Origin of the sequence: Streptomyces malaysiensis subsp. samsunensis (genome assembly GCF_024519315.1) — a bacterium.
Taxonomy (GTDB): domain Bacteria; phylum Actinomycetota; class Actinomycetes; order Streptomycetales; family Streptomycetaceae; genus Streptomyces; species Streptomyces malaysiensis.
Genome location: NZ_JANIIC010000003.1, coordinates 167,113 through 190,618, shown reverse-complemented (window position 1 = coordinate 190,618; position 23,506 = coordinate 167,113). Strand labels below are relative to the sequence as shown.

The 23,506-nt window shown below is 69.9% G+C and carries 22 protein-coding genes; 19 read left to right on the top strand and 3 right to left on the bottom strand.

The window, feature by feature from the left end; all coding sequences use genetic code 11:
- The first annotated feature begins 20 nt into the window (after positions 1-20).
- Both kce and NQU54_RS03760 read left to right on the top strand, forming a co-directional pair.
- Positions 21-962, top strand: a complete 942-nt coding sequence (gene kce, locus NQU54_RS03765) for a 3,5-dioxohexanoate:acetyl-CoA acetone transferase (RefSeq protein WP_257629743.1) — start codon at positions 21-23, stop codon at positions 960-962.
- Positions 959-1,717: an SDR family NAD(P)-dependent oxidoreductase gene (locus tag NQU54_RS03760; protein ID WP_257629742.1), complete on the top strand. Its 759-nt coding sequence runs from the start codon at positions 959-961 to the stop codon at positions 1,715-1,717. Before kce ends, NQU54_RS03760 begins: the two co-directional genes overlap by 4 nt.
- Positions 1,718-1,743: 26 nt before the next feature.
- On the opposite strand, the gene NQU54_RS03755 is transcribed toward NQU54_RS03760, so the two are convergent.
- Positions 1,744-2,859, bottom strand: coding sequence for a DNA alkylation repair protein (locus NQU54_RS03755; RefSeq protein WP_257629741.1), 1,116 nt, complete (start codon positions 2,857-2,859; stop codon positions 1,744-1,746).
- 58 nt (positions 2,860-2,917) lie between these two features.
- On the bottom strand, positions 2,918-3,766 hold the full coding sequence (locus tag NQU54_RS03750) for an SDR family NAD(P)-dependent oxidoreductase (protein ID WP_257629740.1): 849 nt from the start codon (positions 3,764-3,766) through the stop codon (positions 2,918-2,920).
- Positions 3,767-3,886: 120 nt separating this feature from the next.
- Between NQU54_RS03750 and NQU54_RS03745 the strand changes: the two genes are divergently transcribed.
- Both NQU54_RS03745 and NQU54_RS03740 read left to right on the top strand, forming a co-directional pair.
- Positions 3,887-4,402 (top strand): winged helix-turn-helix transcriptional regulator, encoded by a 516-nt coding sequence (locus NQU54_RS03745; protein ID WP_173963367.1) that lies wholly within the window; start codon positions 3,887-3,889, stop codon positions 4,400-4,402.
- Positions 4,399-5,154 (top strand): NADPH-dependent F420 reductase, encoded by a 756-nt coding sequence (locus NQU54_RS03740; RefSeq protein ID WP_257629739.1) that lies wholly within the window; start codon positions 4,399-4,401, stop codon positions 5,152-5,154. The genes NQU54_RS03745 and NQU54_RS03740 overlap by 4 nt, the downstream gene beginning before the upstream one ends.
- Positions 5,155-5,453: 299 nt before the next feature.
- Here the strand turns inward: NQU54_RS03740 and NQU54_RS03735 are convergent, their stop codons facing one another.
- A complete protein-coding gene (locus tag NQU54_RS03735) occupies positions 5,454-6,212 on the bottom strand; it encodes an alpha/beta hydrolase (protein ID WP_257629738.1) in 759 nt (252 codons plus the stop codon).
- Between the two features lie 412 nt (positions 6,213-6,624).
- Here NQU54_RS03735 and NQU54_RS03730 point away from each other — a divergent pair, with 412 nt between their 5' ends.
- The 15 genes from NQU54_RS03730 (at position 6,625) to NQU54_RS03665 (ending at position 23,502) form a co-directional block, all read left to right on the top strand.
- A complete protein-coding gene (locus NQU54_RS03730; protein ID WP_257629737.1) occupies positions 6,625-7,011 on the top strand; it encodes a hypothetical protein in 387 nt (128 codons plus the stop codon).
- A 407-nt stretch (positions 7,012-7,418) separates the two neighbouring features.
- The gene (locus NQU54_RS03725; RefSeq protein ID WP_257629736.1) at positions 7,419-8,663 is read left to right on the top strand and encodes a vanadium-dependent haloperoxidase; all 1,245 of its coding nucleotides are present in this window, start codon (positions 7,419-7,421) and stop codon (positions 8,661-8,663) included.
- Between the two features lie 190 nt (positions 8,664-8,853).
- Positions 8,854-10,206: an NtaA/DmoA family FMN-dependent monooxygenase gene (locus tag NQU54_RS03720; RefSeq protein WP_257629735.1), complete on the top strand. Its 1,353-nt coding sequence runs from the start codon at positions 8,854-8,856 to the stop codon at positions 10,204-10,206.
- Entirely contained in the window at positions 10,203-10,829 is a 627-nt protein-coding gene (locus NQU54_RS03715) for a GNAT family N-acetyltransferase (RefSeq protein WP_257629734.1), read from the top strand. The genes NQU54_RS03720 and NQU54_RS03715 overlap by 4 nt, the downstream gene beginning before the upstream one ends.
- Positions 10,830-10,893: 64 nt before the next feature.
- A complete protein-coding gene (locus NQU54_RS49945; protein WP_372505766.1) occupies positions 10,894-11,106 on the top strand; it encodes a hypothetical protein in 213 nt (70 codons plus the stop codon).
- A gap of 200 nt (positions 11,107-11,306) precedes the next feature.
- A complete protein-coding gene (locus NQU54_RS49940) occupies positions 11,307-11,429 on the top strand; it encodes a putative leader peptide (RefSeq protein ID WP_349306531.1) in 123 nt (40 codons plus the stop codon).
- 77 nt (positions 11,430-11,506) lie between these two features.
- Positions 11,507-12,727 carry an LLM class flavin-dependent oxidoreductase gene (locus tag NQU54_RS03705; RefSeq protein WP_257629733.1) on the top strand — a complete coding sequence of 407 codons (1,221 nt, stop codon included), beginning with the start codon at positions 11,507-11,509 and terminating at the stop codon, positions 12,725-12,727.
- Positions 12,728-12,746: 19 nt separating this feature from the next.
- On the top strand, positions 12,747-14,123 hold the full coding sequence (locus NQU54_RS03700) for an NtaA/DmoA family FMN-dependent monooxygenase (protein ID WP_257629732.1): 1,377 nt from the start codon (positions 12,747-12,749) through the stop codon (positions 14,121-14,123).
- Positions 14,120-15,250: an LLM class flavin-dependent oxidoreductase gene (locus NQU54_RS03695; protein WP_257629731.1), complete on the top strand. Its 1,131-nt coding sequence runs from the start codon at positions 14,120-14,122 to the stop codon at positions 15,248-15,250. The genes NQU54_RS03700 and NQU54_RS03695 overlap by 4 nt, the downstream gene beginning before the upstream one ends.
- A gap of 565 nt (positions 15,251-15,815) precedes the next feature.
- A complete protein-coding gene (locus NQU54_RS03690) occupies positions 15,816-17,441 on the top strand; it encodes an ABC transporter substrate-binding protein (protein ID WP_257629730.1) in 1,626 nt (541 codons plus the stop codon).
- Positions 17,442-17,444: 3 nt separating this feature from the next.
- Entirely contained in the window at positions 17,445-18,488 is a 1,044-nt protein-coding gene (locus NQU54_RS03685) for an ABC transporter permease (protein WP_257629729.1), read from the top strand.
- Positions 18,485-19,384 (top strand): ABC transporter permease, encoded by a 900-nt coding sequence (locus NQU54_RS03680; RefSeq protein WP_257629728.1) that lies wholly within the window; start codon positions 18,485-18,487, stop codon positions 19,382-19,384. The genes NQU54_RS03685 and NQU54_RS03680 overlap by 4 nt, the downstream gene beginning before the upstream one ends.
- Positions 19,381-21,039, top strand: a complete 1,659-nt coding sequence (locus NQU54_RS03675; RefSeq protein WP_257629727.1) for a dipeptide ABC transporter ATP-binding protein — start codon at positions 19,381-19,383, stop codon at positions 21,037-21,039. The genes NQU54_RS03680 and NQU54_RS03675 overlap by 4 nt, the downstream gene beginning before the upstream one ends.
- Positions 21,040-21,055: 16 nt before the next feature.
- On the top strand, positions 21,056-22,261 hold the full coding sequence (locus NQU54_RS03670; RefSeq protein WP_257629726.1) for an acyl-CoA dehydrogenase family protein: 1,206 nt from the start codon (positions 21,056-21,058) through the stop codon (positions 22,259-22,261).
- Complete coding sequence (locus NQU54_RS03665) at positions 22,258-23,502, top strand: LLM class flavin-dependent oxidoreductase (RefSeq protein ID WP_257629725.1); 1,245 nt, start codon at positions 22,258-22,260, stop codon at positions 23,500-23,502. Before NQU54_RS03670 ends, NQU54_RS03665 begins: the two co-directional genes overlap by 4 nt.
- Positions 23,503-23,506: the final 4 nt, after the last annotated feature.

Genomic DNA, 23,506 nt, shown 5'->3' with positions numbered 1-23,506 from the left:
ATCACAGAGGAGAAGAACTGATGCGGGCGGCCGAGAAGGTCATCATCACCACCGCGGTGACGGGCTCCGTACACGTGCCGTCCCAGAGCCCCTACCTCCCGCTGACCGCCGAGCAGGTGGCCCAGGCCGCGGTCGAGTCGGTCGAGGCGGGATCCGCCGTCGTACATCTGCACGCCCGGCGGCCGGACGGGCAGCCCACCTTCGAGCCCGAGGTCTTCGAGCGGATCATCGCGTGGATCACCGCGCGGACCGACGCCGTCATCAACATCACCACCGGTGGCTCACCGGCGATGACGATGGAGCAGCGCCTGGCGGGTGCCGTCCGGGTCCGGCCCGAACTCGCGTCGATGAACATGGGCTCGATGAACTTCGTGTACTCGGGGATGGCCGACCGGGTCACCGACTGGAAGCACGACTGGGAGAGGCCCCATGTGCTCACGTCCTACTCCCGCCCGTTCATCAACACCTTCGACGCCATCGAACACGCCTTGCGCACGCTGGGTGAGTCCGGCACCCGGTTCGAGTACGAGTGCTACGACATCGGACACCTCTACTCGCTCGCCCACTTCGTGGAACGGGGCCTGGCGAAACCACCCCTGCTGATCCAGGGCGTGTTCGGCGTCCTCGGCGGCATCGGCGCCGATCACGAGAACCTGGACCACATGGTGCGCATCGCGGACAAGCTCTTCGGCGACGACTACTCCTTCTCCGCCTTCGCGGCCGGCCGTGACCAGATGCGCTTCGGCACCCACAGCGCCCTGCTCGGCGGCCATGTGCGGGTGGGGCTCGAGGACAGCCTGTGGATCGGCAGGGGACGGCTGGCGGAGAGCAACGCCCAGCAGGTCAGGAAGATCCGGTCGCTTGTCGAGGAGTTGGACCTGCCGATCGCCACCCCCGCCGACGCCCGGGCGATGCTCGCGCTGCGCGGCGCCACGGACACCGACAGGAGCACGGTCTCATGAGCACTCCGCCGCTCGCCGGCAAAGTCATCCTTCTCGTCGGGGCCAGCGCGGGGATCGGGGCCGATGCCGCGCGTGTCCTCGCGGAGGACGGCGCCGCCCTCATGCTCGTCGCACGCACCAAGGAGCCGCTCGCCGCCCTCACCGAGCAACTCACCTCCGAGGGACACGATGTGGCCTTCACCACGGGCGATATCTCCGACGCGGCGAGCGTGGCCGGGTTCGTCGACGCCACCGTCGCACGGTTCGGCCGGCTCCACGGCGCGTTCAACAACGCCGCGATGACCCAGGGCGGGCGCCTCGACGCGGTCCCGGAAGCGGACTTCGACCGGATCATGGCCGTGAATGTGAAGGGCACCTGGCTGTGCATCCGTGAAGAGGTACGTGTCATGGAGGGGCAGGGCTTCGGCTCGATCGTCAACGTGAGCAGCATCGGCGGTCTCCGCGGCAGCTCCGGCATGGGCGCGTACCAGGCCACCAAACACGCGGTCATCGGCCTGACCCGCACCGCCGCCCACGACTTCGGACCGCTCGGAATCCGGGTGAACGTGCTGGCTCCCGGCCCGACCGAGACCCCGATGCTCGCCGAGACCCGGCGGGCCATCCCCGGTGGCGTGGAGGCACGGATCGCGGCCACGCCCTTGCGCAAGGCCGGAACGGGAGCGGAGGTCGGGGCGAGCGCGGCGTTCCTGCTGAGCGACCGGGCGAGCCATATCAGCGGGGCCATACTGCCGGTCGACGGCGGGTTCTGCGCCTGACCCTCGCACCCGCCCGCGTGGGGCTTCTACTCCGCGCTCTCCAGGAGCCTGAACTCCGTCAGGCCGAATTGATGACCGTTGACTTGAAGCTGCACGGCGTGGGCGCCCGGGTAGTAGACGCGTGTGCTGATGGGGCGAAATGAATGGCTGCGCGTCACATCAACGGATTCCGCGGGAGCCAGATCGCGTTTGGTGAGCTTGAACACCTTGGGTGCCAGCTTTCCGTTCGCCTTGAGGTGATGAACGACGTAGTCGATGGCGAGGGAGACGGGCCGGTCGGAGACGTTGGTGACGCTCGCGGTGAAAACGAGGGTTCCGCCATGGGGGATCGCCGTCTCCGTCAGCAGCGGCCCGACCACCTGGAGATCCTCGCGGCCGCCATGGAAACCGACCAGCTCCAGGGCTGCCGGATCGCCCTTCTTGACGAGGGTGCGCATGGCGTGACGCACCAGCGCCGGTGTGGTGGGCGCCGGGTTGTGCGTCCACCGGGCGGCCACCTTGGTGGCGAGTTCGGCGTCGAGGCGGGAGATGTCATTGACGTGGTTCGCCACCGAGCGGCGCACATCCGGCGAGATGTCGGAGTGCAGCTTGTCCAGCACCGGAACGGTGGCGCCGGGATCGCGGTTGAGCTCGGGAACCTGCCGCGCCCAGGGGAGTTTGGGACGGCTGCCCTCGCTCGACAGCCGTCGTACGGCCGGGTCGGGGGAGTCCGTCCAGGCCAGCGCCGCCGCAAGCGTGCGTTCCAGATCCTGGTTGAGGAATGTCCGCAGGGCGAACTCGCTCGTCAGGCGTGGGGTGAGCTCCGCCAGCAGGTCGAGGCCGTCGTCGAAGTGCTTGCCGTCGGCGGCCTCGGTGGCCGCCACGGCGACCGCTTCGCCGACCGGCCAGATCATCCAGCCCGTCAGGTCCGGGTGTGTCAGGCCCTTGCGCACCGCGTGCGCCAGGCGTTCGTAGTCGCGGCCGCAGTCGGCCAGGAGCGCGTCGGCCACGGACCGCGCCCGTTCGCTGAGGCCGAGGGGCCCCAGCGTCCTTGAGCTGTCGGCCACGGACTGCCAGCGTGAGGGGGCGGGGGAGGACTTCTGGAGGATGGCAGCCAGGCGGCGGATGCCGTCGGGGCTGATCAGCTCGTCTGCGGTGGGCACATGTGCTCCAGGAAGGGGTGTTGCTCCGGCGGGATCTGCGTGGGCTCGGTCGCAGCGGCTACTGCGCGGGCGCGGGAGGGAAGTCCGCGCCGCGGGACGCGGTTTCGAAGGCGCGCAACTCCTTGAGCATGCCTTCGAGTTGGTCGTGGACGGCATCGTAGCCCGCGCCGCCGAGGACGATCCGGCGAGGAGGGGTGTCCTGTTCCATGGCGTCCAGGACGGCCCGCACTCCGCGGTGGGGGTCGCCGGGCTGTGTACCGTCCTGGCCGATCATGGAATCGCGGACGGTCTCGACGAACGGCACATAGGCGTCGACCGTCTCGTCCACCGGCTCGGCGGCGAATCCGGCGTACGCGCGGGTGCGGAAGGCGCCCGGTTCGACGGCGAGCACCTTGATGCCGAACGGCGTCACTTCCTCACGCAGCGCTTCGGTGAGACCTTCGAGGGCGAACTTCGCGGCGCTGTAGTAGCCGAAGCCGGGCACGCCCCTGAGCCCCGCGACCGAGGACATGTTGACGATCCACCCGCCGCGGCGGGCCCGCATGCCCGGCAGGACGGCGCGCAGGACCGCGGTGACGGAGAAGAAGTTCAGCTCGAAGGAGCGCCGGATGTCGGCGTCGGGCGACCCTTCCACGGAGCCGTACCAGCCCCGGCCGGCGTTGTTGACCAGGACGTCGATGCCGCCGAACCGTTCCACGGCGGCGGTGACGGCGTCGTGGATCTGCTGGGCGTCGGTGACGTCCAGCGGCAGCACGAGCGCCTTCTCGCCGTGGCTCTTCGCCCACTCGTCGAGCAGGTGCGGGCGGCGGGCGGTGAGCACGACGTGGTCACCCCTCTCCAGGGCGGTGTCGGCGTAGGCCATGCCGAATCCTCCGGGGGTGCCGCCGGTGATGAACCAAGTCTTCATGGGTTGCCTCTTAAGCGGGTGGGCGTGCGCTGCTGTCATGGCGGCCAGGACGGCCGGACCAGCAACTGCTAAAATAGAAGCTAGTGACTTCTACTTTAGCAGTAACCCTGGGAGGGTGTCATGCCGAGCCGGATCCGGCTGGAGGACCGTGAGTGTCCGCTGTCGACCACGGTGCAGCACGTCGGCGAGTGGTGGACGCTGCTGATACTCCACGACGCCTTCGATGGCTATACGCGCTTCGACCAGTTCCAGCAGAGCCTGAACATCTCCACCAGCATGCTCACCGCCCGGCTGAAGACCCTCGTGGCCGACGGCCTGCTGGAGCGGCGGCCGTACCAGACCAACCCGGTCCGCCATGAGTACGTCCTCACCGAGCGCGGGCGCTCCCTGCGGCCGGTGATCGTCGCCCTGGCGGCCTGGGGCAATCAGCACCTCGCCCCCGAGGCCCGCGCCATGATCCTCGTCGACGCGGAAACCGGCGAGGAGGCCGAACCGGTCGTGGTCGACGCGCGCACCGGCAAACGCCTCGACGACAGCAAGATGTACACGTTCACCGCCGGTCCGGCCGCCAGCGAGGCCATGCGGGCGCGCTATGACGAGCTGGACCGGCGGCGCATGGAAGGGAGCACACAGTGACGCGAACACTCGGACTCATCGGCAGTGGATCGATCGGTACATCCCTCGCCCGGCTGGCCGTCGCCGCGGGGCTCGACGTCGTCCTCAGCAACTCGCGAGGGCCCGAAACCCTTCGCGAACTCGTGGACAACCTGGGTGACCACGCCCGTGCGGCCACCCCCGCGGAAGCCGCACACGCCGGAGACCTGGTGGTGGCGACCATCCCGCTGAAGGCTTACCAGCAGATCCCCGCGGACGCGCTGAACGGCAAGACCGTGCTGGACACGATGAACTACTACCCCGACCGTGACGGCCGGATGGCCGAGCTCGACGCGGACGACATCACCTCCAGCGGCCTGCTCCAGCGCCATCTGACGGGCTCGTCCGTGGTCAAGGCGTTCAACAACATCGGCTTCCACCAGCTGTTCACCCTCGCCCGGCCCGCCGGGGCACCCGACCGCAGCGCCCTGCCCATCGCCGGCGATGACACAAGGGCCAAGGAAGAGGCCACGCGTCTGCTGGACACCCTCGGATACGACGCGGTGGACATCGGCACACTCGCCGAGAGCTGGCGCAGCGAACCGAACACCCCGGTGTATGTCGAGCCCTATCGCGGCGAGGCACCTGCCGGACTCGGCCCGAAGGACTGGTTCCGGTGGACCTCGGAGGACCCCGGCAGCACCGTCCCCGCGGCGCGGGTCCGCGAACTGGTCGCGAGCGCGGTGCGTGGGCCGTCCCGCGCCGGTGTCCTGCCGGCAGGGTTCGACGGCTGACCGCCACACCGGTCCGCGGTCACGCGGCGGCGGCCGCACCGGCGGAGTACGGGCCGCTCAGCCCCGCCGAGAACTGGTCGACGGGCCGTTCGGGCGCTTCCCGCGCGGTGGGGTCCACCACCACGCCGCCGTCCTTCCGCACCTCGATGTGCTTGTCCAGGACGAACCAGCCCGCGGAAGGAGCGGACGGAGTGGAGCGGATCGCCGAGCCGCCACCGTACGTCCAGGACGACGCGTGCCGGACCGCCGTGGCACAGCCGGGAGTACAGCTCGGCCGGAGTGGTGAGGACGGGGGGCGGTCATACGAGGGCCTCCGTGACGGCGATGGGCGCCAGACCGGGAGCCGGGCCGGGCGTCGGGCCGGGAGCCAGCCGCAGCCGCTCCAGGAAGAGCACCACCGTGGCGGCGGCGGTGCGGTGCGTCACGTCGTTGAGTACGTCGTGCCGGGTGCCGGCCAGACTCACCAACTCCGCGCCGGGCAGGCCGCGGAACGCGCGACGGACCTCATCGAGGGGGCTGACGGTGTCCTCCGTACCGTGCAGCCCGAGCACGGGAACGGAGATCCCCTCCAGCGTGGGCGACTCCAGCGCTGGCGGTCCCGCCAGGGCGCCGCGCCGGAACGCGGGGTCGGCGGTCAGCCTGCCCCGATGCGTGGGGCAGGCGGTGCGCCGCTCCAGCTCGTCCTCCCAGTCCGAAGCGGCCGTTTCGGACTGCCCCGGCCCGGTCGGCAGTCCGGCGAGGATCAACCCGTCGAGTCCGGAGGTGCCGAGGGCGGCGAGCCGCGCCGCGTGGGATGCCCCGGTGTCGGAGCCGACCAGTACGCGGGGGCCCGGGAGCGTCTCGTCGCGCAACAGCTCGGTGGCCGTCCCGGCGATCGCCTCGGGGCCGGACGAGGCGTCGCCCAGGGCACGGACGCGATAGCCGTCGGCGGAGATCCGGCGGCCGAACCGCTCGTACACACCGCCGTGTTCACCCCGACCGGGGAGGAGCACGAGCGTGCCGCGCGGGGCGATTCCCGCTGGTTCGTCCCAGGAGCGGACAGGCTGAGCAGAGGACATGAGAACTCGATTCATCGACAGTGGCGCCACCCGCACGCGAGAGCGGGGGAGCGGCCGTGCGGGTGTGGACGGAGGAGCAGGCGCCGGGAGCGCTTCCCGACGCGGAGGCGCGCAGGTGTGCAGGCGCTCGGATGGGGAAGCGGGGAGGGCCGAACAGGCCCGGCGAGCGGGCGAAGAACCGACGAGCGCGGCGAAGAAACCTTGAGTCAGCGACAGCGCATGGCACCGGTGCGGCCGAAATCGACCACGCGCCGTCGTGTCAGCGTGGCGCCCGTGGCACGGCACACCACCGGTCCGGCGGCCGACGGACCGGACCCGGTGCGGTGAGTGCGCGGCCCGGCGGCCGCCACGAACGCTGTACGCGGCATGACCTCAGAATGCACGAGGCCGGAGCCGGCCGTCCAACGATGATGTGCACATCGTCGAACGTGACGGCCGGAAGACCCGGTTCACCGACCACGGCACCCGGCTTCTGGAAGAGGCCCAGCAGATCGTCGGCACCCACGACGCCGCTCTCCGCCGGCTCATGGGGGAGGGCCCGGCCGACGCGGTCCCCATCGTGGTCGGCGCCACCGATCACGGCGCCGACCAGATCCTCCCCGTGCTCACCGCGGCCGTACGCGACACCCGCGGCCCGTACCCCGATGGCCTCACTCCATGCCACGACCTCCCCGCCGTCCCCCCGGTCGGTCTCAGCGCCCGGGCCCGCGGCGGCTGCGACCCCGCCCTGACCACAGCCACCATCGAGGCGGTGCGCGCCCTGCTCGGCTTCCGTGACATGGCCCCGAGGGCCGTGTAACGCGTACATGGCAGCCGTACGAAGTCGTCATTGCCGCCTGCTGTTAACGCGAACGCGCGCTTGACCCTTTCTCGGCGTCGTGGATAGCTTCAGCGACATGCCGATCTCTCCGCGGTTCACGCAGCGGCGCCCTGCCGATCCGATGCGCCAGGCCGGCGCGCTGTGTAGCTGAAATCCAGCGGCGAACAGACCTTCATCGCGCCGAATTCCGCCCCGCGGGACCAGCTGACTTCCGTACGCCCCGCTGCCGTACGCCTCGCACCCGGGAATGTGCACGCCCAGGCGCGCGCCGCTCGTGCTGACCGCTCTGCCCTCCACCTCACCGCTGGTCGGCCGAGCGCACACGACTGTCAGCGTGCGCACCCCGACCGAGCTTTTCGCATGTCCCGACGTATGAGGAGTTGCTGGTGAGTCCGACAGCCACCCGACCGTTCATGCTCGCCCTCGGAACCGCGTCGCTGCTGGCCGCCTCGGCCGTGGCCCCGACCGCCGTCGCCGCGCCCGCCGAGTCCCGTCCATCGGTGGTGCTCGACTGGTACGACACGACAGCCCGGACGATCGCGGCGGCCGGAGCGCCGACCCAGGTGACCAACAGCCGTACGTGGGCGGTGACTTGGCTGGCCGGCGCACGGGCCGGCCGCGAGGTGCCCACGGGCGTCGACCGGGGCGACTACCAGGACGCCGCGCTGGCCTCCGCGGTGCACAGGTCCCTGGTCGCCCTCGTGCCGACGCGCACCGAGCAGCTGGACGCCGCGTTCCGCCGCACCCTCGACGGGATCCCGGACGGCCCGGCCGAGGACCGCGGCGTGGCGGCGGGTGAGCGGGAGGCCCGGTCCGTTCTCGCGTCCCGGAAGGGCGACGGCCTGGACCCGGCGTCGGTCGACGCCCCGTTCACCGTGCCCCCGGCCGCCCCCGGTGTCTGGCAGCCGACGCCGCCCGCGTATGCCCCCGCCACGCAGTACGGCAACCGCGTCGCACGGCCGTTCGTGCTGGCGGCCCCCGACCAGTTCCGGCTCGGACCGCCGCCGGCGCTGGATTCCCGGCGGTACCGTTCGGACCTGGCCGAAGTGCGTGCCTACGGCGCGGCGGACAGCACACGGCGCACCGCCCACCAGACGGAGACGGCGAATTTCTGGTACGGATCCTCGCTGACCCTCTACACCGAGCCGCTGCGGGTCGCGCTGTCCCGCTCCGCCGGGTCGGTGGAGGAGCGGGCGAAGCTGGTGGCGCTGTTCCACATCGCGTCGGTGGACACGCAGATCGCGACCTCCGACTCCAAGTACGCCTATCTGCGCTGGCGTCCGGTCACCGCCATCCGCACCGGTGCCATCGACTCCGACCCCGACTGGACGCCGTTGCACAACACACCGGCGCACCCGGACTATCCGAGCGGCCACAACACCTTCGCGGGCGCGGCGGAGGAGATACTGTCCGCGCTCACCGGCCCGCGCACCGCGCCGTTCGAGCTGACCAGCCCCACCGCGCCGGGGGTCATCCGTGAGTACACGGACTGGCACCGGCTGACGGCCGAGAACGTCGACGCGCGGATCCTCTCGGGCATCCACACCCGCTCCGCCGACGAGTCCGGAGTCGCCCTCGGCAAGAAGGTGGCCGCGTACGTCCTGCGTGTGTCCGGTCGGCTCCTGCGCTGAGCCCGCGAAACGGACGGCTCTCGCGTTCCCGCCCCCGTCGCCGGATGCGGGATCAGCCGCGCGCGGCCGGACGGCGGCGGGCGTCCGGGGCGGTGAGCGAAGGGCCGCGCCGGCGCTTGCCTCCGCTCCCGAGGCAGGAGTCGTGGGCGTCGTGAAACCGTTTCCGTCTCGTCATCACAGGGAGTCCGGCATGAGCGAACCCGCCAAGCAGGTGCACCTCGGGGCAGCCTTCCCCGGAGTGAACAACCACACCGTCTGGAGCGATCCGCGCTCCGGCAGCCAGATCGACTTCTCCTCCTTCCGCCATCTCGCGCGCACCGCCGAGCGCGGAAAGTTCGACTTCTTCTTCCTCGCCGAGGGGCTGCGGCTGCGCGAACACCGCGGGAAGATCTTCGATCTGGATGTGGTCGGCAGACCCGACACCCTGCCGGTGCTCAGCGCGCTGGCGGCGGTCACCGACCGCATCGGCCTGGCCGGGACGGTGAACGCCACCTTCAACGAACCCTTCGAACTCGCGCGGCAGTTCGCGACGCTGGATCACCTCTCCGGCGGGCGCGCCGCATGGAACGTGGTCACCTCCTCGGACGCCTTCACCGGCGCCAACTTCCGCCGGGGCGGCTTCCTGGACCGCGCCGACCGGTACACCCGCGCCGCGGAGTTCGTCGAGGTCGCTCGCGAGCTGTGGGACGCCTGGGCCCCGGACGCGGTGGCCGCCGACCCTGCCGCCGGGGTCTTCGTCAAGGACGGGGCCATCGCCGAAGTACGTCATCGGGGCCGGCAGTTCGACATCGCCGCGCGTCCGACGGTGCCGCGCAGTCCCCAGGGCCATCCGGTGCTGATCCAGGCCGGAAACTCCGGCGACGGCCGTGAGTTCGCCGCCGCGACCGCCGACGCGATCTACACCATCCACGCCGAACTGGCGGCGGGCCGGGCCTTCTACGCCGACGTCAAGGGCCGGCTCGCCAAGTACGGCCGTGCTCCGGGGCATCTGAAGATCCTGCCCCAGGCCACCTTCGTGCTCGGTGACACCGAGGAGGAGGCGCGGGAGCGCGCCCGCCACGTCCGCCTCCAGCAGGTCTCGCCGCAGGGAGCGATCGCACAGCTCGAACAGGTATGGGGACGCGACCTGTCCGGCTATGACCCCGACGGACCGCTTCCCGACGTCGAACCGCTCGCCGACGCCGTCGGCATCACCCGCGGCCGGGCACGTCATCAACACGACCCCCTCGCGGTGGCGCGCCACTGGCGGGAGGTCGCCGAGGCCAAGAAGCTGAGCATCCGCGGCCTGGTCATCGAGCTGACCGGCCGCCACGCCTTCGTCGGCACACCGGGCCAGGTCGCCGAAGAGATCAACACCCATGTGCAGGGCGACGCCTGCGACGGATTCATCATCTCCGGGCACCTCACCCCCACCGGTCTGGACGAGTTCGTCGACACCGTGATTCCCGAACTCCAGGAACGCGGGGTGTTCCGCTCGGAGTACCACGGCACCACCCTGCGCGACCACCTGGGCCTGGGCCCCGCCCCGGCCTCGGTCCGATGAGCGATATCCGCGTCCGCACCGCCCGTGCCGACGAGCATGAGCGGGTCGCGGCCGTCACCGTCGAGGGCTTTGGCAGCCGTAACAGCGCACCCCGCCCCGAACGGCTGGCCCTGCTGCGCGACACGCCCGGCCGCGCGGCCGCCGGAGATCTGCTGGTCGCCGTGCACGAACCGAGCGGCACACTGATCGGCACCGCGAGTCTGCTGCGCCCCGGCACCGCGTACGCCCGCCTGGCCCAGCCCGATGAGGCGGAACTGCGCCTGCTGGCCGTCCTGCCCGAACACCGCGGCCGCGGAGCCGGCGGTGCGCTTCTCACCGAGGGCATCGAGCGCGCCCGGTCCTGGGGCATGCGCGCCCTGGTCCTGGACACGGGCCGGGACAACGTCGTCTCCCAGCGCGTCTACCACCGCCTCGGCTTCGTCCGTCAGTACGCCCGCGAGGAGCGCGAGAACCGGCACAGGCCGCTGAAGACCGCCGTCTTCTCCCACGACCTCGGCCGGCGCCGGGCACGACGGCCGCCACCCGCCCCGACACCGGCCGACGCCGAGCAGTCGGCGATGCCGCGTCGGCGGTGTCGATCACGTGGTGGTCCCGATGCCACGGTTCGTATGCGCGGTCGGTGATGTCCGTCCAGGTGGGCAGGGGCAGGCCGGGGATGTCCACCGTGCGTTGGGACGCCCGCCTCTTGTGCTCGGCGGGATCCGAGCAGACGATCTCGATCTCGGCGGCGGCGACGCCGACACGGACAGCGACGTCGCGCCACGCGTCGTGGGTGAGGGCGAGGGGGTTCACGGATTCGGCGATCACGGTCAGCCCCTGTCGCAGATGTTCCTCGGCGAGTTCCCCGTGGCGGGCAGCCCGCACATGATGATCAGGATGGTTCATGGTGCCGTCCCTTGAAGCGGTCCGCCTCCCTCTGCCAGGCGGCGACGGTGGGCTTGCCGACCGGTTCGTACACCGAACGGCACCTGCTGACCTGTCCGGGGAATATGCCGCGGCACTGTCCGAGTTGATGATTGCGTGAGGTCACCGGCCTCACGTAGCGTTCCGAAATACCAGCCTGGGCCCCGAAGGCCCGTCGGGAACGGGAACGAGAGGCGATGGTGATGCGGCCGATGATCCGTCCGCCCGCGCCGGCTCCGGCCCTCCGCGAGGGTGTCCGCTTGTACTCCCGGCACCACATCGACCTGCTGCGCGTGGCCGGCGCGCTCTGTCGTCGCTGACCTGATCACCTCGAAGACCTCGTGCCCTCCCGTCGAGGGGGGCCGATCACCCATGGTTGAACAGGGAGGCACCCTTCGTGTCCGAGTCCTCATCCACGTCCTCTTCCGCACCCCTGCACCTGGCTGTCGCCCTCGACGGGGCGGGCTGGCATCCGGCCGCGTGGCGCGAGCCGCAGGCCCGGCCCCGGGAGCTGTTCGACGCCGCGTACTGGACCGATGTCGTCACCGAGGCCGAACGCGGTCTGCTCGACTTCGTGACCTTCGAGGACGGGCTCTCGCTCCAGTCCTCGCACCGCACGGAGCCCGACGGCCGCACCGACCAGGTGCGCGGGCGGCTGGACGCGGTGCTCATCGCCTCCCGGGTGGCACCGGTGACCCGGCACATCGGGCTGGTGCCGACCGTCGTCGCCACCCACACCGAGCCGTTCCACATCTCCAAGGCGATCGCCACCTTGGACTACGTCAGCACCGGCCGCGCGGGGCTGCGGCTGCGGGTGTCCGGGCGGAGCCATGAGGCGGAGCACTTCGGCCGCCGCACCATTCCGCGCTTCGGTCCCCAGGATCTGGACACCCCGGCCGTCCGGGAGCTGACCGCGGAGCTCTTCGAAGAGGCCGCCGACTACATCGAGGTGGTACGCCGCCTCTGGGACAGCTGGGAGGACGACGCCGAGATCCGGGACGTGGCCACCGGACGCTTCATCGACCGCGACAAGCTGCACTACATCGACTTCGAAGGCAGGCACTTCAGCGTCAAGGGCCCCTCGATCACCCCCAGGCCACCGCAGGGACAGCCGGTCGTCAGCGCCCTGGCGCATCAGAGCGTGCCCTACCGGCTGGTGGCGACCTCCACCGACATCGGCTACCTCACCCCGCACGACACGGACCAGGCGCGCGCCGTCATCGCCGAGATCCGCGCCGCCCAGGCCGCGGCGGGCCGCGCGGAGGAGCCCCTGCACCTCTTCGGCGACCTGGTGGTGTTCCTCGACGACGAACCGGGCGCCGCGGCCGCCCGGCTGGAGCGCCTGGACGCCCTCGCTGGCCACCCGTACACCAGCGACGCCAAGGTGTTCACCGGGACCCCCGCCCAGCTCGCGGATCTGCTGCTGTCCTGGCAGCGGACCGGACTGTCGGGCTTCCGGCTGCGCCCCGGCGTGATCGGCCACGACCTCGAGGCGATCACCCGCGGTCTGGTGCCCGAACTCCAGCGCCGCGGCGCCTTCCGCCGGTCCTACGAGTCCGACACCCTGCGCGGGCTGCTGGGCCTCGCCCGCCCCGCCAACCGCTACGCCACCATCTGAGCCGGAGGGACCACCGACCATGAGCACACCGCTCAAGCAGATCCATCTGGCGGCCCACTTCCCCGGTGTCAACAACACCACCGTGTGGAGCGATCCGGAGGCGGGCAGCCATATCGAGTTCAGCTCGTTCGCACACTTCGCGCGGACCGCCGAGCGCGCCAAGTTCGACTTCCTGTTCCTCGCCGAAGGGCTGCGGCTGCGCGAACAGGGCGGCCGGATCTACGACTTGGACGTGGTGGGGCGGCCGGACACCTTCACCGTCCTGTCCGCGCTCGCCGCCGTCACGGAACGGCTGGGCCTCACCGGCACCATCAACTCCACCTTCAACGAGCCCTACGAGGTGGCGCGCCAGTTCGCCAGCCTGGACCACCTTTCGGGCGGGCGCGCCGCATGGAACGTCGTCACCTCCTGGGACGCCTTCACCGGGGAGAACTTCCGCCGCGGCGGCTTCCTCCCGCAGGACCAGCGGTACTCCAGGGCCAAGGAGTTCCTGGCCACCGCCACCGAGCTGTTCGACTCCTGGCGGGGCGACGAGATCGTCGCCGACCAGGCGTCCGGCACCTTCCTCGACGACGCGCGGGCCGGTGCCTTCGCCCACCGGGGACAGCACTTCGACATCGCCGGGCAGTTCAACGTCCCGCGCAGCCCGCAGGGCCGCCCGGTGATCTTCCAGGCCGGTGACTCCGAGGAAGGCCGGGAGTTCGCCGCGGCCGGCGCCGACGCCATCTTCAGCCGGTACAGCACCTTCAAGGAGGGGCAGGCGTTCTACACGGACGTCAAGGGCCGCCTCGCCCGCCATGGCCGCACCCATGACCAGCTGCTGATCCTGCCCGCGGCCACCTTCGTCCTCGGCGACACCGACGCCGAGGCGCGGGAGCTGGCCCACGAGGTGCGGCGCCAGCAGGTCAGCGGCGCCACCGCGATCAAACACCTGGAGTTCGTCTGGAACCGGGACCTGTCCGCGTACGACCCGGACGGCCCGCTCCCCGACATCGACCCCGACCCCGGTGAGCACACCGTCGCCCGCGGCCGCGCCCAGGTGCGGATGTACCGCGATCCGCTGGCCGTCGCCCGGGAGTGGCGGGAGCTGGCGGAGGCGAACAAGTGGTCCATCCGTGACCTGGTCATCGAGACCGGCAACCGCCAGTCGTTCATCGGCTCCCCGGCAACGGTCGCCGAGACCATCAACTCCTTCGTCCAGGCCGATGCCAGCGATGGCTTCATCCTCGTCCCGCACATCACCCCCGGCGGGCTGGATGTCTTCGCCGACACCGTCGTCCCGCTGCTCCAGGAGCGTGGCGTGTTCCGCACCGAGTACGAGGGCACGACCCTGCGCGACCACCTCGGCCTGGCCCACCCCGCCACCGATACGCACCCGGAACAGGCAGCGTCATGACGTCCCTCGCCACCCCCCTCGGGGTCCTGGACCTCGTGCCCATCTCCTCCGGCTCGACCGCCGCCGAGGCACTGCGCAACAGCGTCGACCTCGCCCGGCAGAGCGAGCGGTTCGGCTACGCGCGCTACTGGTTCGCCGAACACCACCTCAACCCGGGCGTGGCCGGGACCTCGCCCGCTGTCGTCCTGGCCCTGACCGCCTCCGCCACCTCCACGATCCGCCTCGGCTCCGGGGCCGTACAGCTCGGCCATCGCACCGCCTTGTCCACCGTCGAGGAGTTCGGCCTGATCGACGCCCTGCACCCCGGACGGCTCGACCTCGGGCTCGGCCGCTCCGGCGGACGTCCCACCGAGCGCACCGGCGACGCACCGCCCACCACGACACCCGTCATCGACGGACGCGCCCCGAACGGGCTGCGCATCCCGCCCAAGTTCTCCGTCCAGCGGCTGCTCGGCTCGCCCCGTATCGCCCTCCAGCGGCGGCTCCTCCAGCAGCCGGGCGCAGAACCGCAGGACTACGGCGAGCAGATCGACGATATCCTCGCGCTCCTGCGCGGCGACTACCGCTCCGAGGGCGAAGAGGCACACGTGGTCCCCGGTGAAGGCGCCGATGTGCAGGTGTGGATCCTCGGCAGCAGCGGCGGGCAGAGCGCCCAGGTCGCGGGCCGGGGCGGTCTGCGCTTCGCCGCCAACTACCATGTCAGCCCCGCCACCGTCCTGGAGGCCGTCGAGGCGTACCGCGCCGCGTTCCAGCCGTCCGGGACGCTCCACAAGCCGTACGTCAGCGTCTCCGCCGATGTCGTGGTCGCCGAGGACGACGCGACCGCCCGCGACCGCGCCACCGGCTACGGTCTGTGGGTCCGCAGCATCCGCACGGCCGAGGGCGCCATTCCCTTCCCCACCCCCGAACAGGCCCGTACCCACGTCTGGTCCGACGAGGACCGGGAACTGGTCGCCGACCGCGTGGACACCCAGTTCGTCGGCTCGCCCGCGCGCGTCGCCGACCAGCTCGAACAACTCCAGGAAGCCACCGGCGCGGACGAGTTGCTCATCACCACCATCACCCACCGCCACGCCGACCGCGTGCGCTCCTACGAACTGCTCGCCGAGGAGTGGCGACGCCGCTGAGCCGAGCCGCACAGCGGCAGAAGAGTTGACCATCGGCCTCGGCCGCCGACACCCGTTCGGCGGCCGAGAAGACGCGTCGCCGCAGTGGAGCCGCCAGGGCAGCCGCGACGCCGAGACGGTTTACCCGTCCGTATTCCAAGACATGGTTGACAGGAATGGCGGGCCATCACAGAATTTCTGCCCATGACCTCGGATCCGCTGCTGACCAGCGAACGCTGCGTCGACCTTCTCCGGGTTTCCAGCGCGCGGTGTTGATGGCCTGGGCGCTTTGAGCCCCCAGGAATCAGTCTTCTGAATTTTTTCACCCATCTCGTTTGCCGAGATACGGGTTCAGATACGGGTTTGGCCCTGACGCGGCCCGGCCGGTCACCCCTTTCATCCGACGGCACAGCCGAAGAGATCTGTGCTGTCCACTCTTGCCTGCCGCCGGCATGGCATGCGTCCCGTCGCGGACGTGCTCGTAGTGATCGGCCTCGTCACCGTCTCATGTCCCCATGGGCCTCCGCGTCGCCCTTGTCCGGCAACGCCCATCACCGCCATGTCCTCGGAAGGAAATCCGGCTGTTATGAAAATCTCTCAACGCCGGGCGTTTTCGCCCCGCAGCGCCGCCCTGGGGGCGGCAGTCCTGCTGCTCTCGGCTTGCAGCGGCGGCACACAGAACACCGCGAACTCGTCGGGTGACGCGGGGAAGCCTCAGTACGGCGGCACACTGAAGTTCTACGACCCGGTGAGCTACAAGGCATGGCAGATAACGAACACCCTGTGGTCGAACAGCAATGTGACGACCAACCTCGCCGACCGGCTGACATGGCAGAATCCGAAGACCGGGAAGATCGAGCCCTGGCTCGCCAAGAGTTGGACGATCAGCCCGGACCATCTGACCTACACCTTCACGATCCGCTCCGGTGTGACGTTCAGCGATGGCAGCAAGCTGGACGCCAAGGTGGTCAAGCACAATCTCGACCAGCATGCCTTCGGCGACAAGAAGCTCGGCGTCGCACCGGATGAGTTCTTCGCGAACTACGCCGGCACGAAAGTCGTCGACCCGCGGACCGTCCGGGTCACGTTGTCGAAGCCCAACGCCGGTTTTCTCCAGGTGCTCTCGATCTACCGGACCGGCATTCTGGCCGAGTCCTATCTCAAGAAGGACTGGAACGACAAGGGCAAGCTCACCAGCCTGATCGGATCAGGTCCCTTCGTCGTCGCCGGAGGCAATGGCACGACCAACGTGGTCCTCAAACGCCGCGACGACTACAACTGGGCGCCGAAGAGCTTCAAGCACCAGGGCAAAGCGTATCTGTCGGAAATCCGCTACACGACGGTTCCGGAGCAGAGCACCGCTGTGGGCGCCCTGCAATCGCAGCAGGCCGACGTCGTACGCAACATCGCGCCGGATGACGAGGAAACGGTCAAGAGCTCCGGCGGTCAGGTCGAAGCGTTCCCGGCGCAGGGAGAAAGCAACGCACTCCACATCTCATTGGCGGCGAACGCGCCCACCCGGGACATCGAGGTGCGGCGCGCGCTCCAGGCGGCGACCGATCGCAAGGAAATCAACGACATCGCGCTCTCGCCCAGTTACGGAGTCGCCAAGAGCATCCTCGTCCACGGCACACCGAAGCGGCCGGATGGCAGCGCCTATCTGAAGTACGACCCGGCCAAGGCCAAGCGGCTCCTGGAAGCGGCCGGCTGGAAGACCGGCCCCGACGGAATCCGGACCAAGAAGGGTGAGCGGCTCTCGTTCACGCTCTATGTCACGCCGTACTACCAGGTTTCCCAGGCCGTGGTCGAAGTTCTTCAGTCGCAGTGGAAGAAGGCCGGGATCGAGGTGAAGCTCAAGAGCCCGTCACTGAGCCAGTACGAGGCGGAGATCGGCAAGAATACCGTCTTCACACAAGGTCAGCTCTCCCGGGCCGAACCCGATGTGCTGCGCTCCGAGTGGCACAGCGAACTCGCCGATTCGACCTACACCGAGCTCCCCGAACTGAACACGTTGCTCGAGGCCCAAGTCGCCGAGTTCGACCCGGCGAAGCGTACGGCGGACATCAAGGCCGTCCAGGACTATGTGCTCAAGAACGCCCTCGCCATTCCGCTGTACGACGAGACGCAGGTCTTCGGCCTGCGGCCGAACGTCCAGGGCTTCCAGACCGAGGCCGTGGCCCGGTCGCAGTTCTACAACACCTGGTTGTCCTGACCCATGGCCCGCTACGTACTCAAGCGCCTGGCGCACACCGTCCTGGTTCTCTGGGCGGCCTACACACTGGCTTTCATCCTGCTCACCGCGTTGCCCGGCAACGCGATATCCAATTTGATCAACAATCCGCAGAACCAGCTGACGCCGGAGGACGGCAAGCTCCTCAAGGCGTTCTACGGCCTCGACCATCCGGTGGTGGTCCAGTACGTCCGCGCGCTGGACGCCCTGCTCCACGGGAACCTCGGGTACTCGCTGAGCAGCGGGGCGAAGGTGGCGGATCTGCTCGGTGACGCGTTGCCCGGCACTCTGCGGCTGACCGCCCTCGGTTTCGTCTTCGGAGCGGTCATCGCGGCCGGAGTCGGAGTCGTCGGGAGCTACGCGCGGTGGAACTGGCTGCGAACTCTTCTCCAGTCCTTCCCGGCCCTGGCCGCCTCGGTGCCCAGCTTTGTGATCGGAATCCTGATCCTCTACTACTTCTCGTTCCAGCTGCACCTGATCCCCGCGGTCGACGACGGAACCTTCCTGGCTTTGGTGGGGCCCGCGGTCACCCTGGGGATCATGGTCTCGGCACCGCTGTCCCAGGTGTTCAGTGCCTCGATCGCGGCGACCCGGCGACAGCCCTTCGTACACGTCCTCCAGGCGAGGGGGGCCGGGGAGCGGTACATCTTCGGACGTGGTGTCCTGAGGAACTCGTCCTTGCCGGTGCTCACCATGCTGGGCCTGGCCGTGGGCGAGTTGATCGCGGGCTCGGTCGTCACCGAAGCGGTGTTCGCACGGAACGGAATCGGTCAGATCACCCTCAACGCCGTCAACACTCAGGACCTGCCCGTCGTCCAGGGCGTGGTGCTGGTCGCCACCACGGGCTACGTCCTGGTCAACCTCGTGGTCGACGTGGTCCACCCGCTCATCGATCCGCGCATCCGGGCCGACATCCTCGCCGCGCGCCCGAAGAAGACCAAGGGTTCGGAGAAGGGGGCCATACCGGCCCGGCTCGGCCCGGACGAAGCGACCTCTCCCCGGCTCCCGGAGGAGGTGGCCACACGATGACGACGACAGCCGAGAACCCCGCGCCCTCGGTCGAAGCACGGGATACCGGAGGGTCGGCGAAGACGTCGCGAGGCCGTGCCATCGCGATACTGCTGTGGTCTATCCGTCACTGGTCGGTCGTGGTGGCGGGAGCGGTCCTCGTGGTGGCGGTTCTCTGGGCGCTGGTCCCCGGATGGTTCGCCCATTCGAGCCCGACGGCGATCGGGGCGACGGACAAGCTGCTGCCGCCGTCGAGCGCGCACTGGTTCGGCACCGACCGGCTCGGCCGCGATCAGTACAGCCGCGTCGTCCACGGCGCCCGCGCGTCACTGTCGGGCTCGGTGGTGGCCGTGCTCATCGGTGTCGCGGTGGGCTCGGTCTTCGGCGCCCTCGCCGGCTGGTTCGGCCGCTGGATCGACGCCGTCGTGATGCGACTGATCGATGTCGTGCTGTCCATTCCGGGTTTCCTGCTGGCCATCACCATCGTGGTCGTCCTCGGTTACGGGATCTTGCAGGCGGCGGCCGCGGTCGGCCTCACATCGTCGGCGGCCTTCGCCCGGCTCATCCGCTCCGAGGTGCTGCGCGCCAGGACGAGCCAGTACGTGGAAGCGGCGGTCGCGAGCGGCGCCCGTTCGTCGACGGTCCTGCTGCGCCATGTGGTCCCCAACTCACTGGGGCCGACGCTGTCGCTGGTCACCATCCAGTTCGGCATCTCGATCATCTGGATCGCCTCACTGAGCTTTCTCGGGCTCGGCGCCCAGCCGCCGAGCCCGGAGTGGGGCCGCCTGGTCGCCGATGGCCGCAACTTCTTGGCGAGCAAGCCCTACCTGGTGGTCTATCCGGCGCTGACCGTCGCCGCGGTCGTCCTGGCCGGCAACCGTCTCGCCCGCCATTTCGCAGAGAGGCAGAAACGATGAGCGGTGACGTGGCACAGCGGGCCGCCCGAGACGGCACCCCACCCCCCGGTCCGGTCCTGGCCGTGGAGGATCTGAGCGTCGGCTATCAGCTCGGGCACAGTACCAAGACGGTTGTGCGGAACATCTCGTTCGAACTCGAACCGGGCCAAGTCCTCGCTCTGGTCGGTGAGTCCGGCTCCGGCAAGTCCACGATCGGACACGCCATCCTGGGACTGCTGCCCGCCAACGGCCGACTGCTCGGCGGTTCGGTCAGGTATCAGGGCCGCACCATCAGTGACCTGCCCGGTGGTCAGCTGCGGGAGCTCCGGGGACGCGCGATCAGCCTGATCCCGCAGGATCCCACGGTCTCCCTCGATCCGGTCCGTCGTGTGGGCCCGCAGGTCGAAGACGTCCTGCGCCTGCACACCGGCCTCGACGGCGAGGCGCGGCGCCGAAGGGTCCACGAACTCTTCGCGCTGGTGGGATTCGACGACGTCGAGCGGCGCTACCGGCAGTTTCCCCATGAGCTGTCAGGCGGTATGCGGCAACGGGTGCTCATCGCGGCCGCCGTGGCCGCCGAGCCCGATGTGATCGTCGCCGACGAGCCGACCTCCGGCCTGGACGCGACCGTCCAGGCCCAGGTACTCGATCTCATCGACGACCTGCGCCGCCGCGGCGGCACCTCGGTGGTGCTGATCACCCACGACCTCGGCGTCGCCGCGGACCGTTCCGATCTCGTGGGTGTGGTCCGGGACGGACGGTTGGCCGAACTCGCGCCCACGGGGGTGTTCGTCCAGAACCCACGGGACGAGTACAGCAGGCACTTGCTGGACAACGTGCCCTCACGGCTGAGCTTCACCAGGGACAGGGGCAGCGGAACCGCCTCCGAGGACCCGGGGCCCGCGGTCGAGGTGAGGCACCTGAGCAAGCACTACGGCGGACACACCGCGGTCGACGACATCTCCTTCACCGTGGCGCGTGGCCAGACCTTCTCGATCGTCGGGGAGTCCGGCAGCGGCAAGTCGACAACGGCACGAATCCTCACCGGCCTCACCCGGGCGACGGCGGGGCGGGTCTCGCTGCTCGGAACCGAGGTCGGCACCCTGGACACCAAGGCGTTCCGCCCACTGCGCCGCGATGTCCAGATCGTCTTCCAGAACCCGTACGCGTCCTTCGATCCGCGATTCGACGTCCTTTCGGTGGTCGAGGAGCCGCTGCGGTCCTTCCAGCCGGCGGGTTCCGCTCGGCGTCGCCGACAGGAGAACCGTGACCGGGTGGTCGCGGCGCTGGAGGCGGCGTCGCTGCCGGCCTCGTTCCTCCATCGTCACCCCCGCGAATTGTCCGGGGGACAGCGTCAGCGGGTCGCGATAGCGCGCGCACTCGTGCTGGAGCCGAAGGTCGTGGTGCTCGACGAGCCGATCTCCGCCCTCGATGTGTCCGTTCAGGCCCAGATCCTCGAGCTGCTGGTCAGGCTTCAGAGTGAGCTCGGCCTGACGTATGTCCTCATCTCGCACGATCTGGCCGTTGTGCGGGCGATCTCCGACCGGGTCGCGGTGATGCGGCGCGGCGGGATCGTGGAGCAGGGAGAGACCGCCCAGGTCTTCGAGAGCCCCGCTTCCCCCTACACCGCCCAACTGCTCGGTGCCATAGCCGGCCGGCGACTGGCCATCCGCTGATCCACGAAGGAGCCCCATGAGCGACCCGTCCCACGCCCTCGAAGAGGCCGTGGCCGAGTTCCGCAGGATCTTCCAGCGGCTGGAAGCGGAGGCCGGTGTCCGCGACCAGTCCCGTAAGCACCCGCATGAGTTCGTACGCGAACTGGCCGACGCCGGATTCGGCCGTCTGCGCGTGCCGATCGCGCAGGGAGGCTTCGGCGTCGACCTGCCCACCTTGTTCCGACTGCTGGCCGAGGCAGGGAAGGCCGACTCCAACATTCCGCAGATCCTGCGGGGCCACTTCACCGCGGTGGAGATACTGCGGCACGCGGACGACCCCGACATCGGCGACCACTGGCTCCGCAGGATCGCGGAGGGCGCCGTGTTCGGCAACGCCCAGTCCGAGACGGCGGGCACCAGCCCGGACTTCGGCATTTCGACACGCGTTCATGAGGTGGACGGCCGCAAGGTGGTCAGCGGCACCAAGTTCTACTCCACCGGTTCGCTGTTCGCCGACTACATCCGCGTCGCGGTCGCGGACGACGACGGCAACCGCTGGTTCGCCGTGGTTCCCGCGCGGCATCCGGGCGTTACCCACGCCGAGGACTGGGACGGAATCGGGCAGCGTCTGACCGGGAGCGGTACGACCGTCTTCGACCGCGTCCCCGTCGAGGAGAACGGGGAACTGGGCCGGTTCAAGGAGAACCTGCGCTCCCTCCCGGCCTTCGTGCAGCTCGTACACCTGGCCAACCTCGCCGGTATCGCCCACAGCCTGGTCGACGAGACCGTCGCCGTGGTGAGGTCCCGCACCCGCACCAGCCTGCACGCGCTGTCCGAACAGGCCGCCGAGGACCCCGAGGTGCTGGGTGTCGTCGGTCGCCTCCACACCCGTGCCCTCACGGTGGACTCCCTGCTCAGGACGGTCGCCGAGGGCCTTGAGACGGCCGACCGGGACGGTTCGCAGCAGGCGTACACCGCCAACTACATCGATGTGTCGGCCGCGCAGATCGCCATCGTCGAGGCCGTTCTCGACGCCGCGACCATCGCCTTCAACGCCGGCGGCTCGTCAGCGGTCCGGGAGAGTGCCCACCTCGACCGGCACTGGCGCAACGCCCGCACCCTCGCCTCGCACAACCCGGTCATATACAAGCCCAGGGTCATCGGCGCGTTCGTCGTCAACGGTGTCGCCCCGCAGTCGTCGTACGACCGCGGCCGGCGGTCCCAGGAAGGTCGGCAACAGTGACTCGCCAACTGCACATCAACGTCAACATCCTCAACGCCGGTGTCTTCGGCGGCTCGTGGCGGTTCCCCGGGACCGACGGGCGGGCGAGTTACACCATCGAGCACTACACCAGGATCGCGAAGAAGGCGGAGGCGGCGAAGCTGGACGCGGTGTTCCTCGCCGACGGCCCGGTCCTCGAGCCTCTCGTCCGCCACCGGCCCGGCAACAACCTGGAGCCGACCACCGTGCTGGCGCGGATCGCCGCCCAGACCGAGCGCATCGGGCTGATAGGAACGCTGTCGTCGAGCTACAACGATCCGATCGAACTCGCCCGCCGGGTGGGCGACCTGGATCACCTCAGCGGTGGCCGGGTCGGATGGAACGTCGTCACCACCGCAGGCGCCGCCGCCGCACGCAACTTCGGACGGCCGGGCGAGCCCGAGCATGCGCAGCGGTACCGGCGGGCGGCGGAATTCACCCACCAGGTCATCGCCCAGTGGGCGGACCGGCGGGCGTTCGCCTCTCCGCAGGGGCGCCCCGTTGTCGTGCAGGCCGGTGGATCCAGCGACGGACGCCGCCTGGCTTCGCGCGTCGGCGAAGTGATCTTCTCCGCGGACCAGGACATCGACGACGCCACGTCGTTCCGTGACGAGATCCGCGCCGGCGCGGTGGAGTTCGGACGCCGTCCCCAGGACGTCGTCGTCCTGCCCGGCCTCTCGACCGTACTCGGCAGCACCGAGGAAGAGGCCCGCAGGCGGCGCGAGACGCTCGACGAGATCCTTCCCGACGCCTACGCGCGACGGCGCCTCGCGGGCCAGCTCGGCTTCTCCCTGGAGGGTCTGTCGGACGACGAACCCATCCCGCGCGAGCTGCTGGTCGAGCCGGACCGGGCCGGTGGCTCGCAGACCTTCTACCGGGTCGTGAAAGCCATCATCGACAAGGAGAATCCCACGCTCGGCCGGCTGCTGCGCAAACTGAGCGGCGGTGGCGGCCACCGGATCGTGGTCGGCACTCCGGAGCAGGTCGCCGACGACATCGAGCTGTGGTTCCGGCAGGGTGCGGCCGACGGCTTCAACGTCATGCCCGATGTGCTGCCGTCCGGATTCGACGACTTCGCCGACCAGCTGATTCCCGAGTTGCGGCGTCGCGGTCTCTTCCGCCGTGAGTACGACGACACCACACTGCGCGGCCACCTCGGCCTCGGGACGCCCGGTCCGCCGCGCCCGTCCTACGTGTCCGCCGCACCCGGAGCCACCCGCTAGGCCA

Bases quoted from the DNA above. Each gene is read 5' to 3' on its own strand.
- NQU54_RS49940 (WP_349306531.1), top strand. From the start codon at position 11,307: ATGGTGATGCGGCCGATGATCCGTCCGCCCGCGCCGGCTCCGGCCCTC.
- NQU54_RS03685 (WP_257629729.1), top strand. From the start codon at position 17,445: ATGGCCCGCTACGTACTCAAGCGCCTGGCGCACACCGTCCTGGTTCTC.
- NQU54_RS03720 (WP_257629735.1), top strand. From the start codon at position 8,854: ATGAGCGAACCCGCCAAGCAGGTGCACCTCGGGGCAGCCTTCCCCGGA.
- NQU54_RS03750 (WP_257629740.1), bottom strand. From the start codon at position 3,766: ATGAAGACTTGGTTCATCACCGGCGGCACCCCCGGAGGATTCGGCATG.
- NQU54_RS03690 (WP_257629730.1), top strand. From the start codon at position 15,816: ATGAAAATCTCTCAACGCCGGGCGTTTTCGCCCCGCAGCGCCGCCCTG.
- NQU54_RS03760 (WP_257629742.1), top strand. From the start codon at position 959: ATGAGCACTCCGCCGCTCGCCGGCAAAGTCATCCTTCTCGTCGGGGCC.
- NQU54_RS03700 (WP_257629732.1), top strand. From the start codon at position 12,747: ATGAGCACACCGCTCAAGCAGATCCATCTGGCGGCCCACTTCCCCGGT.
- NQU54_RS03735 (WP_257629738.1), bottom strand. From the start codon at position 6,212: ATGTCCTCTGCTCAGCCTGTCCGCTCCTGGGACGAACCAGCGGGAATC.
- NQU54_RS03670 (WP_257629726.1), top strand. From the start codon at position 21,056: ATGAGCGACCCGTCCCACGCCCTCGAAGAGGCCGTGGCCGAGTTCCGC.
- NQU54_RS03680 (WP_257629728.1), top strand. From the start codon at position 18,485: ATGACGACGACAGCCGAGAACCCCGCGCCCTCGGTCGAAGCACGGGAT.
- NQU54_RS03715 (WP_257629734.1), top strand. From the start codon at position 10,203: ATGAGCGATATCCGCGTCCGCACCGCCCGTGCCGACGAGCATGAGCGG.
- NQU54_RS03675 (WP_257629727.1), top strand. From the start codon at position 19,381: ATGAGCGGTGACGTGGCACAGCGGGCCGCCCGAGACGGCACCCCACCC.
- NQU54_RS03745 (WP_173963367.1), top strand. From the start codon at position 3,887: ATGCCGAGCCGGATCCGGCTGGAGGACCGTGAGTGTCCGCTGTCGACC.
- kce (WP_257629743.1), top strand. From the start codon at position 21: ATGCGGGCGGCCGAGAAGGTCATCATCACCACCGCGGTGACGGGCTCC.
- NQU54_RS03695 (WP_257629731.1), top strand. From the start codon at position 14,120: ATGACGTCCCTCGCCACCCCCCTCGGGGTCCTGGACCTCGTGCCCATC.